The 16,147-nt window shown below is 62.3% G+C and carries 13 protein-coding genes; 3 read left to right on the top strand and 10 right to left on the bottom strand.

Translation table 11 applies throughout. From position 1 onward, the window contains the following. Positions 1–114: 114 nt before the first annotated feature. Positions 115–1,056 (top strand): sulfonate ABC transporter substrate-binding protein, encoded by a 942-nt coding sequence (locus MKS11_RS02610; RefSeq protein WP_032456530.1) that lies wholly within the window; start codon positions 115–117, stop codon positions 1,054–1,056. 45 nt (positions 1,057–1,101) lie between these two features. Here the strand turns inward: MKS11_RS02610 and MKS11_RS02605 are convergent, their stop codons facing one another. The 8 genes from MKS11_RS02605 to ssuD all read right to left on the bottom strand — a co-directional run bounded on the left by MKS11_RS02605 (position 1,102) and on the right by ssuD (position 10,636). After that, on the bottom strand, positions 1,102–2,325 hold the full coding sequence (locus MKS11_RS02605; protein WP_032456532.1) for an acyl-CoA dehydrogenase family protein: 1,224 nt from the start codon (positions 2,323–2,325) through the stop codon (positions 1,102–1,104). 10 nt (positions 2,326–2,335) lie between these two features. After that, on the bottom strand, positions 2,336–3,757 hold the full coding sequence (locus tag MKS11_RS02600; protein WP_017899191.1) for an MFS transporter: 1,422 nt from the start codon (positions 3,755–3,757) through the stop codon (positions 2,336–2,338). Between the two features lie 193 nt (positions 3,758–3,950). Beyond that, positions 3,951–4,829 (bottom strand): MetQ/NlpA family ABC transporter substrate-binding protein, encoded by an 879-nt coding sequence (locus tag MKS11_RS02595; protein WP_004205538.1) that lies wholly within the window; start codon positions 4,827–4,829, stop codon positions 3,951–3,953. Then, positions 4,826–5,524 carry a methionine ABC transporter permease gene (locus tag MKS11_RS02590; protein WP_017899192.1) on the bottom strand — a complete coding sequence of 233 codons (699 nt, stop codon included), beginning with the start codon at positions 5,522–5,524 and terminating at the stop codon, positions 4,826–4,828. The genes MKS11_RS02595 and MKS11_RS02590 overlap by 4 nt, the downstream gene beginning before the upstream one ends. Then, positions 5,521–6,543, bottom strand: coding sequence for a methionine ABC transporter ATP-binding protein (locus tag MKS11_RS02585; RefSeq protein WP_023319026.1), 1,023 nt, complete (start codon positions 6,541–6,543; stop codon positions 5,521–5,523). The genes MKS11_RS02590 and MKS11_RS02585 overlap by 4 nt, the downstream gene beginning before the upstream one ends. Continuing rightward, on the bottom strand, positions 6,540–7,946 hold the full coding sequence (locus tag MKS11_RS02580; RefSeq protein WP_023319027.1) for an LLM class flavin-dependent oxidoreductase: 1,407 nt from the start codon (positions 7,944–7,946) through the stop codon (positions 6,540–6,542). Before MKS11_RS02580 ends, MKS11_RS02585 begins: the two co-directional genes overlap by 4 nt. A gap of 73 nt (positions 7,947–8,019) precedes the next feature. After that, complete coding sequence (locus MKS11_RS02575; RefSeq protein ID WP_087770887.1) at positions 8,020–9,417, bottom strand: FAD/NAD(P)-binding protein; 1,398 nt, start codon at positions 9,415–9,417, stop codon at positions 8,020–8,022. Positions 9,418–9,463: 46 nt separating this feature from the next. Continuing rightward, positions 9,464–10,636 carry an FMNH2-dependent alkanesulfonate monooxygenase gene (gene ssuD, locus MKS11_RS02570; protein WP_004205532.1) on the bottom strand — a complete coding sequence of 391 codons (1,173 nt, stop codon included), beginning with the start codon at positions 10,634–10,636 and terminating at the stop codon, positions 9,464–9,466. 272 nt (positions 10,637–10,908) lie between these two features. Between ssuD and MKS11_RS02565 the strand changes: the two genes are divergently transcribed. Next, a complete protein-coding gene (locus MKS11_RS02565; protein ID WP_087770888.1) occupies positions 10,909–12,852 on the top strand; it encodes a sigma-54-dependent Fis family transcriptional regulator in 1,944 nt (647 codons plus the stop codon). A 96-nt stretch (positions 12,853–12,948) separates the two neighbouring features. Then, positions 12,949–13,704 (top strand): flap endonuclease Xni, encoded by a 756-nt coding sequence (gene xni, locus MKS11_RS02560; protein ID WP_023319031.1) that lies wholly within the window; start codon positions 12,949–12,951, stop codon positions 13,702–13,704. A gap of 58 nt (positions 13,705–13,762) precedes the next feature. On the opposite strand, the gene fucO is transcribed toward xni, so the two are convergent. Further along, the gene (gene fucO / locus MKS11_RS02555) at positions 13,763–14,911 is read right to left on the bottom strand and encodes a lactaldehyde reductase (RefSeq protein WP_053810008.1); all 1,149 of its coding nucleotides are present in this window, start codon (positions 14,909–14,911) and stop codon (positions 13,763–13,765) included. A gap of 27 nt (positions 14,912–14,938) precedes the next feature. After that, positions 14,939–15,586 carry an L-fuculose-phosphate aldolase gene (gene fucA / locus MKS11_RS02550; protein ID WP_002915470.1) on the bottom strand — a complete coding sequence of 216 codons (648 nt, stop codon included), beginning with the start codon at positions 15,584–15,586 and terminating at the stop codon, positions 14,939–14,941. Positions 15,587–16,147 lie beyond the last annotated feature (561 nt).

The following is a 16,147-nucleotide window of genomic DNA, read 5'->3' as shown; positions in this document are numbered from 1 at the left end:
CGTCGCCGCGGCGGGCCCTCTCACCCACCTTTTGTTATATCAATTAAAATTTAGTTATTTAATGGTTATAAGCGCTGTTTGTTACCTTACGCAAAACGCTAAGGAGAACAGACAATGTCCAACCGATTCCGCCCCGCCTGGCTGCTGGTCCTCGCCGCCCTTTCCGCCTCCGCGCTGGCCAAAGCGCCGGAGACCGTCAACATCGGCTATCAAAAGGCGAACATCTTCGCGCTGCTGAAATATCGCGGCACCCTGGATGAGAGCCTGAAAAAACAGGGCATTGCCGTCCGCTGGGTCGAATTCCCCGCCGGTCCGCAAATGCTGGAGGGGCTCAACGTCGGCAGTATCGATCTGGCCGCCACCGGCGATGCGCCGCCGGCCTTTGCCCAGGCGGCACAAGCCGATCTGGTCTACCTTGCCCACTCCCCCGCTAACCCAAAAACGGAAGCGATTGTGGTCCCGGAGCAGTCGACGATCCGCAGCGTAGCCGATCTGAAGGGCAAGCGCGTGGGGCTGAACAAGGGGTCCGACGTCAACTACCTGCTGGTCGCCGCGCTGGAAAAAGCGGGCCTCAGCTATAAAGACATCACCCCGGTCTATCTGCCGCCGGCGGACGCCCGCGCCGCTTTCCAGCGCGGGGCGATTGATGCGTGGGTGATCTGGGATCCGTTCCTCGCGGAAGTGGAAACCAACGCGAAAGCCCGACAAATACGCAACGCCGAGGGGCTGGTGCCGCACTACACCTTCTATCTCGCCAGCCGTAAGTTTGCGGATACCTACCCGGAGACGGCAAAACAGGTGGTGGATGAGCTGGGTAAACTCAGTGTGTGGGCGAACAGCCATCAGGACGAGGCCGCCGGCCTTCTGTCGACCTCAACCGGGCTGGATAAAGCCATCTGGCTAAAGACCCTGGCCCGCCTGCCCTACGGCGCTGAACGCATGACGCCGGCGGTGTATAACGAACAGCAGGCGCTGGCGGATACCTTTACGCGCATCGGCCTGCTGCCGGTGAAAGTCGACGTACGCAGCGCCACCTGGTCGCTGGATAAACCTTAGTTTTCCCGGCGGCGGGAGGCATTGCGCCCCCCGTCGCCGACGGACTTATCCCGCCGTTTTCTCACCATTGCCAATCTGCCAGATGAAGGTCGGCGCCTCACCGTTCACCAGCCAGTTTCCGATATTGCGCGCCTTGTAAATCACCGGATTATGCGAGGCGACCGTCCGCGCATTGCGCCAGTGACGGTCCAGCGCAAGACGGGTACGCGTATCCGACGCCCCGAGGGCATTGAACAGCTCCGTCGCCGCCCGCGGGATCCAGTCGCTGGCGATCACCTGCGCCTGCGCCGCTTCCACTTCCGCCAGCTGGTTGCGCCGGGCGATCAGCGCTTCGTCGTCGCTGACGTGCGCCACATAGGCCTGCTGCAGCGATTCTGCGGCCTGCAGGACCGCGGCCCGGGTCGCCCATGCCCAGCTGCTAATCTGCCCAACGACCTGCAGAACCTGGGCATCATCGCGCGGTACGGCGGCGTTGCCGTGGCTGTACATCCGGGACCGGTGTTTGACGCCCTGCGCGGCATCCCGCTCAACCGCCAGGCCGATGCCCGCGAGGGTCGCCAGCAGCACATGCTGATAGAAGGCGGTCTGATAGCGAAAGCGCTGGGCAAAGTCGTAGACGTGGTCGGTTTCCACCCGGGCGTCGGTGAAGCGGGTGGTCCCGCTGCCGGTCAGCCGCTGGCCAAAGCCATCCCAGTCATCTTCCCGCGCCACGCCGGGCTGTTGGGTGCTGACCAGGGCAATCACATCGCCACCGGTATCGCTGCGCCGGGCAAACACATCGATCCAGTCGGCGTACAGTGCGCCGGTGCTGTAGAACTTCTCGCCGTCGAGTCGCCAGCCGCCCTCTGCCGGCGTCACCCGAGTGTTCACCTCCCCCAGCTTAACCGCGCCGATCTCCGTCCAGCCGCTGCCCACCAGCTCGCCGTCAAGGAAGCGACGAAACCAGCGGTCGCGCCCGGCGGAATCCGGCTGATTCAGCTGATCTTCCACAAAAGCAAAGTGTGCGCGCAGGGCCTGCGGCAGGTTAGAATCCGCTTGCGCCAGCTCAATCAGCAGCGCGCTGAGCTGCGGCAGCGAAGCACCCCAGCCGCCCTTCTCGCGCGGGATACGCAGCGTGCCGAAGCCCGCTTCTTTCAGCCAGCGGATCGGCTCCTCGGGCAGAACGCGCTGCTGTTCGCGTTCCGCGGCGCCCTGGGCGATGCGGGTGAATATCGGGCGGAAGGCGGCCGCCAGCGCGTCATAATCGGTGCCAGTGGAGAGCAAGGTCATAGTCGGTTCCTTATTCATGAATTGCGTCAATATCTTCTCGTGTCGGTTCATGACGGACCGCCAGCAGGAAGAAAATGGGAATAATGGCGGCAAGCGAGACCACCCAGAACATCTGCGTACCGAGCGAGGCCTGCAGCAGCGGCAGAATAAACAGCGCCAGCGCGCTGCCGATCCCGGAAAGCGCCCGGCTGAAACCGACCCCGGTGGCGCGAATGGCGGTGGGATAGGAGAGCGCCGGGTAGATCATCAGCTGCGCCCCCGGGCCAAATCCTTCGGCGAACAGCCACAGTCCCAGCATCGCGATGGCCAGTACGATGCCTGCCGTCGCGTGCGGTTGCCCCACCAGCGCCAGCACAATCAGCGCCACAAACTGCAGGGCAAAGCCGGCTATCGCCACATGACGCGAAGGATATTTCCACGCCAGATGCATACCAAGCAGCCCGCCGGTAAAGGCAAACAGGGCGTTCAGCCCCAGTGATGCCGAAATAGTTTCGAAGACGCCAGCCCCGAGAAACTGGGCAAGAATTGACGGCAGGAAAAAGGCAATCGCCGTGTACTCGAAGGAGATACAGATATTCATCACCCCGGCGACGATAGTCCGCTCACGGTAGGGTTTTTCGAACAGCACGCGAAAGCTCACTTTCGGCGCCGGCGCCGGCTTCGCCGTCGGGACCTCATGGGCATGGATCCCCCAGGAGTCGCGTAAGATGCGCACCGCAGAGGTCAGATCGCCCTGGTTTGCCGCCCACAGCGGGGATTCGTTCATGAACCGGCTGCGGACGGCGATAATCAGCAGCGCCGGCACGGCGCCGAACAGCAGGGAGGCGCGCCACAGCCAGTCAAGATGCTCCTGTGGCAACAGGAAATAGAGACCGAAGATAATAAGAAAGCAGACGGTTGAGGCGGCGTACCACATCGGGCACCACGCCGCGAGGCGAGCCGCTTTGTTGCCTTTGCCGGCAAAGCGGGAAAACTCGGCCAGATAGGACATCGCCACCGGCAGGTCGATGCCGACGCCGATGCCCATCAGGAAGCGAGCGCCAATCAACACCCAGACGTTTGGCGCCAGCCCGGCGGCGATAGCCGAAATAACGAAAAAGAACATATCGGCCATAAACACCGAATAGCGACCATATTTATCGGTCAGCCAGCCGCCAATAATATTGCCGACAATGGTCCCGACCATAATGGAGGAGGTCACCAGGCCGGTCAGCAGCGGCGAGAGCTGAAATTCACGCACGACGTCATCAATACCGTAAGAGAGCGTGGTTAAGTCATACGCGTCGAGAAAAACGCCGCCCAGCGCGAGGAAGACAATCATCCGCGCATATTTCGCCTGTTCCCTGCCGGAATTAATTAGCCGCGCCACATCCCCGACGCTACTGACCGGTACCGAAGCGATACCGGGATTATCCACTGGTAATGTACTCATTTTTTCACCTTATTATTTTGTGCAGGTCATCAGCGGTTATAAACCTCGAGCGGCGAGAATCAAAACAACAATTCATACTATAAAAATCAATATAATCAATAAGTTAATTAAAATCACCAGCACAAAAAGGACGCGCTTTCGCGCATCCTAAAAGGAAGTAAATAACAACGAAAAGAGACGTCGTGCAGGACGCTTATTCCGCCGATACCGGAACTAATACGTCTTTTACCAGCGGATCGTTGGTGGTTTTTAACCACGTCTGGATCCGTGGGTCAGAAAAGGCCTGTTTTAATTTGACGATATTTTCCTGCGATAAATACGGCGTACCAATCACTAATTGCGAAGCAAAGGTGCGCGGCGCCGGCGGGAATAAAATGCCTTTCTCACGCGGCACTTTTCCGGCGTCAAATTGCGAGACATAGCCGATGGCGGCATCCACCGAATTTAACGCCCGCGGCATGGTCAGCAGATCCAGCTCTTTAAAGACAAACTGATGCGGGTTGTCGACAATATTTTTCAGCTTCGCCGTGCGCGGCTCTACCGCCGGGTCGAGCGAGATCAAACCAATGCGCTGCAGCAGCCACAGAGCCTGTCCCTGATTGGCGCCGTCGTCAGGCACCACGATGGTCGCGCCGTTGGGCAACGCCTGTACCGACGAGTAGCGGTCGGAATAGATGCCGAACGCCCACTGGAACACCGGCACCGTAGTCGACAGCGCAAAGCCGTTGGCGTCCACCACCTGTTTAAGCCACCACTGATGCTGATAGATCGTCCCGGCATACTGTCCTTCCGCTACCGCGCGGTCAGCCTGAACCGGATCCTGCACCCCCACCGCCTCCAGCTTCAGGCCGTAATCGGGCGCAATATGCTGATTAATATATTCAATAATCCGCTGCTCGCCGGCCATCGCCGGCTCATAGTGAATTTTTAACGTGCTGCCGAAGACCACCTGCTGGCTTTGGGTATGTCCCCGCCACCACCAGAAAGCGATGGCGAGCAGGATAATCACCGCCAGCGCCGCCAGCCAGGGCCAGCGCCGCGCTTTACGTAACTCAAATTGCTCTGTTGTCATACAAGGTTCCCCTGCGTGTGGCGTAAACGGTTGACCAGGCGGTCACCCAAAAATTGAATCACCTGGATCGTGGCGATCAGGGCCACGATCGTCGCGATCATGATATGGTTGTCGAAGCGCTGATAGCCGTACACCACGGCCAGGTAGCCGATGCCCCCGGCGCCGATGGTCCCGGCGATAGCCGAATACTCGATCATCGAGACCAGGTTTAGCGTCACCGCCGCCACCAGCGCCGGCAATGCTTCACTGAGCTGCGCGCTGGCAATGATTTGCCAGCGCGATCCACCGCAGACGACGCCCACCGCGGTGACCTCCGCCGGCAGCTCGCGCAGCGCGTTCTCCACCAGACGGCCAAAGAACGGGACGCCGGCGGCGATCATGGGCACCACCGCGGCGGGGATGCCAATCGTGGTGCCGGTCAGCCAGTAAGTGAACGGGATAATAGCGGCCATCAGCACCAGAAACGGCAGCGAACGTCCCATGTTGACCACCCAGTTCAGCAGCCGGTACAGCAGTGCGTGCGGAAATAATCCCCGCGGCGAGGCGTTAAATAGCACCACCCCCACCAGCCCTCCCAGCGTGACGACAAACAGCATCACAATGGCCACCATTAGCCAGGTTTCGCCATAGGCGGGAAGCAGCAGCGAAGGGATTTCGCTCCAGGGGGTGTCCTGGCTGATGACTGTCGGTTTCATACCGCCTCCCTGAGCAACGGCGCGCTGTCGAGGATCTCCGCCGTCATGCCGAGCTGCGCCAGCAGGCCCTGCAGCCGCGCGGGCGACAGGCGTTCGCCCTGAAAGCGCACTCCAACCTGCAGACGACCGGCCAGTCGACCGTTAATCACCTCGACGTGGCCGCCAAGGAGATCGATCTGCAGCGCCCACTGCTGGCTCAGGCGGCTGATCCAGTCGGTGGCCACCGGCACATCCCAGCGGTAGCTCAGACGCAGCAGCAAATCACTGTGGGCCGCTGCCGCCGGCGTCAGCGGCAACAGCTGCTGGCCGAGCAGGGAATCGGGACGCGCCAGCAGATCTTCGAGCCGCCCGTACTGGACGATCGTCCCGTCGCGGATCTCCGCCACCGCATCCGCCGCCGAGCGCACGGCGTCCATTTCATGGGTGATCAGGACGATCGCCAACTGGTACTCATCACGCAGCCGCTTGAGCAGAGTCAGCACCGAGGCCGTGGCCTGAGGATCGAGGCCGGAGGTGGCTTCATCCGCCAGCAGAACGGACGGGCGCAGCGCCAGCGCGCGGGCAATGGCGATCCGCTGGCGCTGGCCGCCGGAGAGTTGGGCCGGCCAGGCATCTGCTTTGTGGCTCAGGCCGACGCTCTCCAGCAGCTCACCGACCCGCGCCTTGATATCGCGCTCCACCACGCCAAGCCACGCCAGCGGCAGGGCGACATTCTCCCAGGCGGTCCTGCGGCTCAGCAGCGCCGAAGACTGGAAAACGGTGCCAATCGCCCGCCTCTCCCGGCGCAGCGCCTCGCCGGACAGCACCGACAGATCCAGGCCATTGATACGAATGCTGCCGCTGTCCGGGCGCTCCAGCAGGCTGATGCAGCGCGCGAGAGTTGATTTACCGGCGCCGCTCGGCCCCACCACCGCGGTGATGGAGCGCTCAGGCACCTGCAGCGACAGCCCTTTCAGCACCGCGCTGAGCCGGCCATCCGCCGTGCGGTAGCTTTTATGCAGATCATCGATAGCGATCATGTCACCTTCTCCTCTACCGATGCCGCCGTGCGCGCATCGCGTCGGTAGCTGGCGCCCGGGTGAGGCGCGGCCAGACGCGGACCAGCGCCGAACAGTTTTTCGCGCAGGGTCCCCTCACGGTACTCTTGCTTAAAGACGCCGCGCTTTTGCAGCTCTGGCACCAGCAGCTCGACGACGTCGCGGAAGGTTTCGTGGGTGACGGCATAGGCAAGGTTAAAGCCATCGACATCCGTCTCTTCGACCCAGGACTGCAGTTCGTCCGCCACGGTTTGCGCGCTGCCGACCACCAGCGGGCCGAAGCCGCCGATACCGGCCCAGTCGGCCAGGGCCTGCACCGTCCACTGCCGGTTCGGGTCCGCAGTGGAGAAGGCCTCCACCGCCGACTGAATGGCGTTGGTGTGCAGATACTTCAGCACCTGATCCGGCTGATACTGGCCGAAATCGATCCCCGTCCAGCCGGAGAGCAGCGCCAGCGCGCCTTCATAACTGACGTACTGCTTATATTCCTGCCATTTCGCCTGCGCCTCGCGGTCGGTGTCGCCAACAATTACCGTCTGCAGATTGAAGATCAGAATGCTGTGCGGATCGCGCCCGGCCTCAGCCGCCCGGCGGCGAATATCCGCCACCGTCTTCTTCAGCAGCACTTTCGACGGCGCAGCGACGAAGACGCATTCGGCATGGCCGGCGGCGAACTGTTTGCCGCGGCTGGACGCTCCCGCCTGATACAGTACCGGTGTGCGCTGCGGGGATGGCTCGCAGAGGTGGATCCCCGGCACGGAAAAGAACTGTCCCTGATGGTTAATGGGATGGATTTTCCGCGGATCGCTGAAGATCTTGCGCTCTCTGTCGCGCAGCACCGCCCCGTCCTCCCAGCTTCCCTCCAGCAGTTTGTAGATCACCTGCAAATACTCATCGGCATAGTCATAGCGGGTGTCGTGGTCGGTCTGAGTTTGCTGGCCGATATTGCGCGCCCCGCTCTCCAGATAGGAGGTGACGATGTTCCAGCCCACCCGCCCTTTGGTCAGATGGTCGAGCGTCGACAGACGACGGGCGAAGGGGTAAGGATGCTCAAACGACAGCGAGGCGGTCAGACCGAAGCCCAGATGCTCCGTCACCAGCGCCATCGGAGTGATCAGGGCCAGCGGATCGTTGACCGGCACCTGCGTCGCCTGGCGGATCGCCGCGTCGCCGCTGCCGTTCAGCACGTCGTAGACGCCAAGCACGTCGGCGATAAACAGCCCGTCGAACTTGCCGCGCTCCAGCAGTCGCGCCAGATCCACCCAGTACTCCAGATCTTTATACTGCCAGGAGCGATCCCGGGGATGCGCCCACAGGCCCGGCGACTGATGACCGACGCAGTTCATATCGAAAGCGTTAAGACGAATTTCACGTTGTGATGACATAGTAATCTCCATAGCGCGGCCCGTCGCCGGGGCGCACGCGTCAAAATGAATCAGGGAAGGTAAAGGGAGGTATTCAGTACGCTGGACATCGGGAGTCCTGCGGGATCCCGAGCGTGAGTAACGCTTGCGCCGCCACCTCAGCGGCATGGTCGGCTACCTGCGGCAGGCCCATCAGTTCGCCAAAACGCCCGCGGGCGGCCGGACCGGCCACCAGCACCGGCGGCGCCTCAACCTGCGGATCAGCCACTGCCCGGGAACGGCTGTCCACCTCCAGGCCCATGCCGAGAGCATCAGCGCGAATAAGGCCGCGGCGGGCAAGGTCCTGTAAAAATGGCTGGCTGTCGGTTAGGGCACGGTGCGCGGGTCCGGTCGTCAGGATCAGATGATCGACGCTCAGGGTCTGCACGCCGCCGCCGCGCCGCGCCAGCGTCAGACGCAGCGTCTCGCCTTCAGCGCTCATCGACAGTAGCCTGGCCGCCTGCACCTGCAGACTGCCCGTGCGCTGGCGCGCCTCCAGCACCTCGGCGACCTGCGGCGCCACGCGGTAGCGGTGGACATCCCAGTAATGGCGCAGATGGCGCAGAAAACGCTGGCGATCGGCGACGCTGAGCGCCTGCCAGATCCGCTGCCCCTGCTGGCGGACCGCATCCAGCACCACCTGCCAGCTCAGGCCCTGCTCCGCCGCATACGCCACATCGAGGCGGATCTGGCGCAGGCGCTGGCGCAAGTTGCCCTGCTGATAGTCGCCGGGCCATGCTGCCCCCGCGCCGCTGAGGTTACCGCGCGACAGCAGGCCGTGGCGCGAAAAGGCGATGATACTGCCGCGGTGGCCCAACCGGTCCAGCGTCGCGACCGTATCGGCCATGGTTAATCCGGTGCCCATCACCGCCACCCGGGCGTGCGGGGCGATGGCGTCGAGCGCGCCAGGCTGCCACGGGTTGGCAATCAGCGCCGGATGGTGACGCCAGGCTTCGGCTTGCGCCGGCAGCGAAGGCGGTGGATGGCTGATCGCCAGCACCAGCAGGTCGGCCTTAAGCTGCAGTCCACCCTCGGTGCGAACCGTCCCCTGATCAAAAGCGAACGCCCGATCGCGCAGGTGGCGCAGCCGTCCGCCGCTGGCGGCCGCGGCGTCGGAAAAACGCTGTGCCACATAGCGACCAAACTGGCCGCGCTGAGGGTAGACGGAACCGTCCGGGCGCAGCGCCTGCGCATCGGCGGCAAAGGCAGGCTGACGGCGGTACCAGCGATCGAAGGCGCCCTCTTCATCACCGGTCAGTTGCATACGGGCGGCCGGGACGTTAATCCGGTGCGTCGGCTCCGCGGTGGAGTAGGCCACCCCGGCGCCGGGAGTCTGACGCGGCTCCAGCAGCGTCACGCGCACCCCGTTCGGCGCCAGGCGCAGCAGCTCAATCGCCACCGCCGCGCCGCTAAAGCCGCCGCCGATAATCACGATATGCGGTTCTGCACTCATCGCTGCCCTCCTCCGGTATGCTGTCTCATGGTCGCGCTCCTGGCCATCAGCTGGCGCTGGCCTGGCGCACCGGGCGCTTATCGCCGCCGATGGTTTCGCCAAACGGACCGGTGTTCACGCTGCGCGCCTTCGACGAGGCCGCGTTTTCCAGCGGCAGCAGAGGCATCACCAGTTCCGCAAAGCGGTGTGCCTCTTCCAGATGCGGGTAGCCGGAAAAGATAAAATTGCTGATGCCGAGCGCCTGATATTCGCGGATGCGTTCCGCCACCTGCTGCGGATTACCCACCAGCGCGGTTCCCGCGCCGCCGCGCACCAGCCCGACGCCGGCCCACAGATTAGGGGCAATACGCAGATTGTCGCGCGATCCCTGATGCAGGGCGCTCATCCGCGCCTGGCCAGCCGAGTCCATACGGGCGAAGATCTTTTGCGCCTGAGCGATGGTGTCGTCGTCAAGATGGGCGATCAGCCGGTCGGCGGCGGCCCACGCCTCCTCTTCCGTTTCGCGCACGATAACGTGCAGACGGATGCCATATTGCAGGGTGCGTCCGCGGGCCGCGGCGCGCTCGCGCACCACCGCCAGCTTCTCCGCCACCAGTTCCGGCGGTTCGCCCCACGTTAGATAACTGTCGATCTGTTCGGCCGCCACATCGATAGCCGCCTCAGAAGAGCCGCCGAAGTACAGCGGCGGGCCATTCTCCTGAACCGGCGGAAACAGCACTTCCGCCCCCTCGACATGAATATGCTCCCCGTGATAGTCCACTTTCTCCCCGCGCAGCAGGCGGGAGTAAACGTCGAGAAATTCGCGAGTCACCTGGTAGCGTTCGCTGTGACTGAGAAAGATGCCATCGCCTTTGTTTTCCACCGGGTCGCCACCGGTGACGACATTGATCAGCAGCCGTCCTTCCGATAAACGGTCGAGGGTGGCCGCCATCCGCGCCGCCAGAGTGGGCGGCTGCAGACCCGGTCTGACCGCCACCAGATAGCGCAGACGGCGGGTCAACGGCGCCAGCGCCGAGGCCACCAGCCACGAATCTTCACAGCTTTTACCGGTGGGGATCAGCACGCCGTAATAACCCAGGCTGTCGGCCGCCAGCGCCACCTGCTGCAGATAAGGTAAATCGACCGGACGTCCACCCTCGGTGGTGCCCAGATAGCGGCCATCGCCATGGGTAGGTAAGAACCAGAAGACATTGATCTTGTCGGGAACTTGCTGCGTCATTATCTATTTCCTATATAACCATATCCGATATTTATCGAAGAGAAGTTTTAATTTGGTTATATGAGTGTTAGCGATAATCATGCCAATGGTGAATAAAAAATTACATTTTTAAAATCAAGGAATTGAAAACATCCCACGCGCGTCGTGCTGTTGCAAATCCCGCAGCCGCCGCGCATCCGCTGGCGCATTTGCAACAGCCGTCGGCCTTTCCCCCTCTGGTTTCCGCCGCCGCCGCAGGATAAGTTCAGGAGGTCAACGACCGGAGGCCCGCTATGCTGAACCCAGAATCCCCTTCCACCGCGCCCGCGCTGATCGACCCGGCATCGAAGGCTTTCCAGAGCCTGCTGGACAAGCTCGCGCCGACGGAGGCTACCGTGCTGATCGTGGGCGAAACCGGCACCGGCAAGGAGGTGGTGGCGCGCTATCTCCATCACCACAGTCCCCGCCGCCAGCAGCCGTTTCTGGCCGTTAACTGCGGCGCGCTAACCGAGAGCCTTGCCGAAGCCGAACTGTTCGGCCATGAGAAAGGCGCCTTCACCGGCGCGCAGCAGGGACAGCCCGGCTGGTTTGAAGCCGCGGAAGGGGGGACGCTGCTGCTGGACGAGATCGGCGAATTAAGCCTGCCCCTGCAGGTCAAGCTGTTACGGGTGCTGCAGGAGCGCGAAATTACCCGCGTCGGCTCGCGCAAAGCGATTAAAGTGAATGTCCGGGTGATTGCCGCCACTCACGTCGACCTGGCCCAGGCAATCCGCGAGCGCCGCTTTCGCGAAGATCTCTACTATCGGCTGAATATCGCGGTGGTGCCGCTGCCGCCGCTGCGCCAGCGTCGGCAGGATATCCCGCAGCTGGCTCACCACTTTTTATCGCTCTATGCCCGCCGCCTCGGCCGGCCAACCCTGCGTCTGGCGCCGGAGTCGCTGGCCCGGCTGATGGACTATGCGTGGCCGGGTAATATTCGTGAGCTGGAAAACACCCTGCACAACGCGGTGCTGCTCAGTAAAGAAGAGGAGATTAGCCCCGCCCAGCTGCGCCTGGCGACGCTCAACGACGCCCCGTCGCCGGCGAGCGATCATGAACTGGACGACTTTATTCGCCACCAGCTGGCGCTTCCCGGCGAGCCGCTGTGGCAGCGGGTGACCAGCGCGCTGATCCGCCACGCCATGGCGCATTGCGACGATAATCAGAGCCAGGCGGCCGCGCTGTTAGGGATCAGTCGGCATACCTTACGCACCCAGCTCGCTAACCTCGGGCTGATCAAAAGCCGCCGCCGTCCGCCTGCGCCGCCGCGGGCATTCGCCAGCGCGACCGGGGCCGATCGCGAGCTGCGCATTGGCTACCAGCGCTTCGGCAGCCTCGGGATCCTGAAAGCCCGCCAGAGTCTGGAGACCGCCTTCGCCAGCCTCGGCGTCAACGTGCTGTGGAGCGAGTTTCCCGCCGGACCGCAGCTCCTTCACGCCCTCGCCTGCAACGAGATCGACTTTGGCACCACCGGAGAAGCGCCGCCGGTGTTCGCCCAGGCCAGCAACAGCGAACTGATGTACGTGGCGTGGGAGCCGCCGGCGCCGCGCAGCGTGGCGATGGTCGTCCCGCAGGAGAGCGACATTCGCCAGCTCAGCGATCTGCGCGGAAAACGCATCGCCCTCAATAAAGGGTCGAATGTCCACTGGCTGCTGCTGCAGATCCTCGAGGACGCCGGGCTGGGGCTGAACGACGTGCGGGTGGTCTATACCCCGCCGAAATACCCGCTGACCGCCAGCGACTATCTGGCGGTGGACGCCTGGATGATGTGGGATCCGCTGCTCAGCGACGCCGAACACACCGGCGAGCTGCGGGTGGTCGCCAGCGGCGAAGGACGGGTTAACAACCATCAGTTTTATCTCTCGCGACGGGACTATCTCGCTCTGCACGGCGATATCATGCGCCGCCTGCTGACGGAGCTGACCCACACCGGGCAGTTTATCGACTCGCATCGTGGCGAAGCGGCCCGCTTACTGTCAGCAGAGCTGGGGATTGACGCCCGGTCGCTACGCATCGCCCTCGCCCGCCGTAGCCATCGCCCAAGGCCGATGGATCTGTCGGTGATCCGCGCCCAGCAGACCATCGCCGATCGCTTTTACGCCCTCGGGCTTATCACCAAACCGGTTCCGGTGCGGGAAGCGGTGTGGTACGGCGAGCCCGCGCCCGGCGTCGCCAGCTCGCTGATGGCGGTCAGTTAGCGAAAATTGCGCGTTATCTTCCTGATTGTTCAGGCGCAGATAGCCTCGATCCGATGGCGATGTTACCCTAAAGACGCTGAGAATAAGGGGGTATCTGTGGCTGTTCATCTGTTAATCGTCGACGCGTTAAATCTGATCCGCCGCATCCACGCGGTGCAGGGTTCGCCCTGCGTCGATACCTGCCTGCATGCGCTGGAGCAGCTGATTGTCCACAGTCAGCCCACCCACGCGGTGGCGGTGTTTGATGATGAGGATCGCGCCCACGGCTGGCGCCACCAGCGCCTGCCGGAGTACAAAGCCGGCCGCGCGCCGATGCCGGATACGCTGGTCGCCGAGATGCCGGCGCTGCGGGCCGCCTTCGAACAGCGGGGGATCCGCTGCTGGGCCTCGCCGGGCAGCGAAGCGGACGATCTCGCCGCCACCCTGGCGGTGAAGGTGGCCCAGGCGGGCCATCAGGCCACCATTGTCTCCACCGACAAAGGCTACTGCCAGCTGCTGTCGCCCACCATCCGCATCCGCGACTACTTTCAGAAGCGCTGGCTGGACGCCCCCTTCATCGCCAGTGAGTTCGGCGTCACCCCGGAGCAGCTGGCGGATTACTGGGGGCTGGCGGGGATCAGCAGCTCGAAGGTGCCGGGCGTGGCGGGCATTGGCCCGAAAAGCGCCGCCCAGCTGCTGAACGAGTTTCAGGACCTGGAGGGGCTGTATGCCCGCCTGGCAGAGGTCCCGGAAAAGTGGCGCAAAAAGCTGGCAGCGCATCAGGAGATGGCCTTCACCTGCCGGGAAGTGGCCCGCCTGCAGACCGACCTACAGCTGGATGGCAATCTGCAGCAGCTGCGGCTGACGCGCTGACCCTACCCGAGCGTGGTGCCGGCGCGGCGGCACCGCCTGCTTCCCCCGGGCCGGCCCCTCACCAGGCCGCCTGATATAACGCGACGATATCGGCCAGGCTCGCCTCGCGCGGGTTGCCGCCGGTACACACATCCGCCAGCGCCGCCTGGGCCAGCGCCGGAATATCCTCTTTCCTGACATCCACCTCGCGCAGATGGCCGGGAATACCGACATCGCGGTTTAGCTGGCACACCGCCTCCACCGCCGCCAGACGCGCGGCGCTCAGGCTTAACGCTTCCCCTTTGACGCCCATCGCCCTGGCGATATCGCGATATTTTTCCCCGGTCGCCTCAGCATTAAAGCGCATCACGTGCGGCAGCAGGATGGCATTCGCCACGCCGTGCGGCGTGTTGTAAAAAGCGCCGAGCGGATGCGCCATGCCGTGCACCAGGCCAAGCCCGACGTTGGAAAATCCCATTCCCGCCACATACTGGCCGAGCGCCATAGCTTCCCCCGCTCCGGCGTCGCCGGCAACCGAGCCGCGTAGCGCGCCGGCGATGATCTCGATGGCCTTGAGGTGCAGCGCATCGGTCAATGCCCAGGCGCCGCGAGTGAGGTACCCTTCGATAGCGTGCGTCAGGGCGTCCACGCCGGTGGCCGCCTTCAGCGTCGGCGGCATGGCGTCCATCATATCGGCATCGATAAAGGCCACCTGCGGAATATCGTGCGGGTCGACGCAGACGAATTTGCGCCGCTGTTCTTCATCGGTGATGACATAGTTAATCGTCACCTCCGCCGCGGTCCCCGCGGTGGTCGGCACCGCGAAGATCGGCACGCTGGGCTGACGGGTGGGCGACAGCCCCTCCAGGCTGCGAACATCGGCGAACGCCGGGTTACGCTGAATAATACCGATCGCCTTACAGGTATCCTGCGGCGAACCGCCGCCGATGGCGATCAGGTAATCCGCCCCGCTGCGCTGAAAGGCCTGCAACCCCTGCTGAACCACGGCGATGGTGGGGTTCGGGATCACGTCGCTGAACATGTCCCATGCCAGCCCGGCGGCGTCCAGTTTGTCAGTGACTTTTGCCGCCACGCCGCACTTCGCGAGGGTCCTGTCGGTCACGATCAATGCCTTGCGATAACCGCGCCGCATCACTTCATCGGTTAATGCGTTTATCGCCCCCCGGCCAAACCACGCCGTTTCGTTGAGGATCATTCGGTTTGCCATCGCGTCTCTCCTGTTAGGGTTGCGGCATCACTCTTCAATGCGTAATCCGTAGGTTTTAAACTTCTCCAGCACGATGGCGATCGCCTCGTCATCCAGCACGGGGACCGGGTCGGTAATCGCCAGGGTGCTGAGATAGAGCTGGGCCAGGACTTCCACTTCATGCGCCAGCCAGAGCGCTTTCTCCAGGCTGGCCTCGCAGGCGATCAGGCCATGATGCTGCAGCAGCGTGGCTTTGCGGTGCTTCAGCGCCACCGCGACATGCTCAGACAGTTCGCGGGTGCCGAAGGTGGCATAGGGCGCGCAGGGGATCGAATTCCCGCCGGCGGCGGCGATCATATAGTGGATGGCCGGAATGGGTCGGTTGAGGATCGACACCGCCGTACAATGGACTGCGTGATTGTGAACTACCGCCTGGGCATCGGGCCGCGTCTGGTAGGCCGCCTGATGGAAACGCCATTCGCTGGAGGGCAGTTTTCCCTGCTCATGCTGACCGTCGGCATCAATAAAGACGATCTTGTCTTCCGTCAGTTTTTCATACGGGATGCCGGTGGGCGTGATCAGCATCCCCCCCTGATAGCGCACGCTGACATTGCCGGCGGTCCCCTGATTTAACCCCAGGCGGGTCATTTCCAGGCAGGTATCGATAATCTGCCGGGCCAGTCTGTTTCTTTCCATTGTTTTCCTCTTTTAGCGACTCATCATCCGTCAACGGCAGGGCAACATAATTATTGTTGGCGACCGTGGGATAGGTTGAATAATGATCTCCATCTTCAGCCTGAATAATCGCAGGGGAATTTCCATCGCTATATTTTGTGAACCACGTCAATTATTCCATCATAAAAAAAGGGATGTAACTGGTTAAGCGGATGTTGAAAATGCCCGTTCTTAAAAATATTTCTTCAAGCGGGCATTTTATTTTTCTGTAACATTTGCCCGTTTTCCACGATATATATTCAATCGGTCATTGGCGTTGTGGTTTTGTGAATTTATTTCCTCAAACGGTCAGTCATTTTGAAAAATTAAAGTGACAATTATCACATAAAATGGTCCACAGAGCGTTAAGTGTGACCCTCATCATATTAACAGGCGGTTTTTATTTGAAAATGAAGCCATGAGTTCCGCCGTGACTTTCATTTCACTCACCGGCGCGTCACCTGAGCTCACTTAATTTTGCGGTCTGCTGCAGCACCAGACTGCGCCCTGAATGCTGTTGTAAATGCTTCTGAACTGATGAGG

It is taken from the genome of Klebsiella sp. K5-45 (assembly GCF_030128605.1).
Taxonomy (GTDB): Bacteria; Pseudomonadota; Gammaproteobacteria; order Enterobacterales; family Enterobacteriaceae; genus Klebsiella; species Klebsiella quasipneumoniae.
This window is presented reverse-complemented; position numbering and strand designations above follow the sequence as displayed.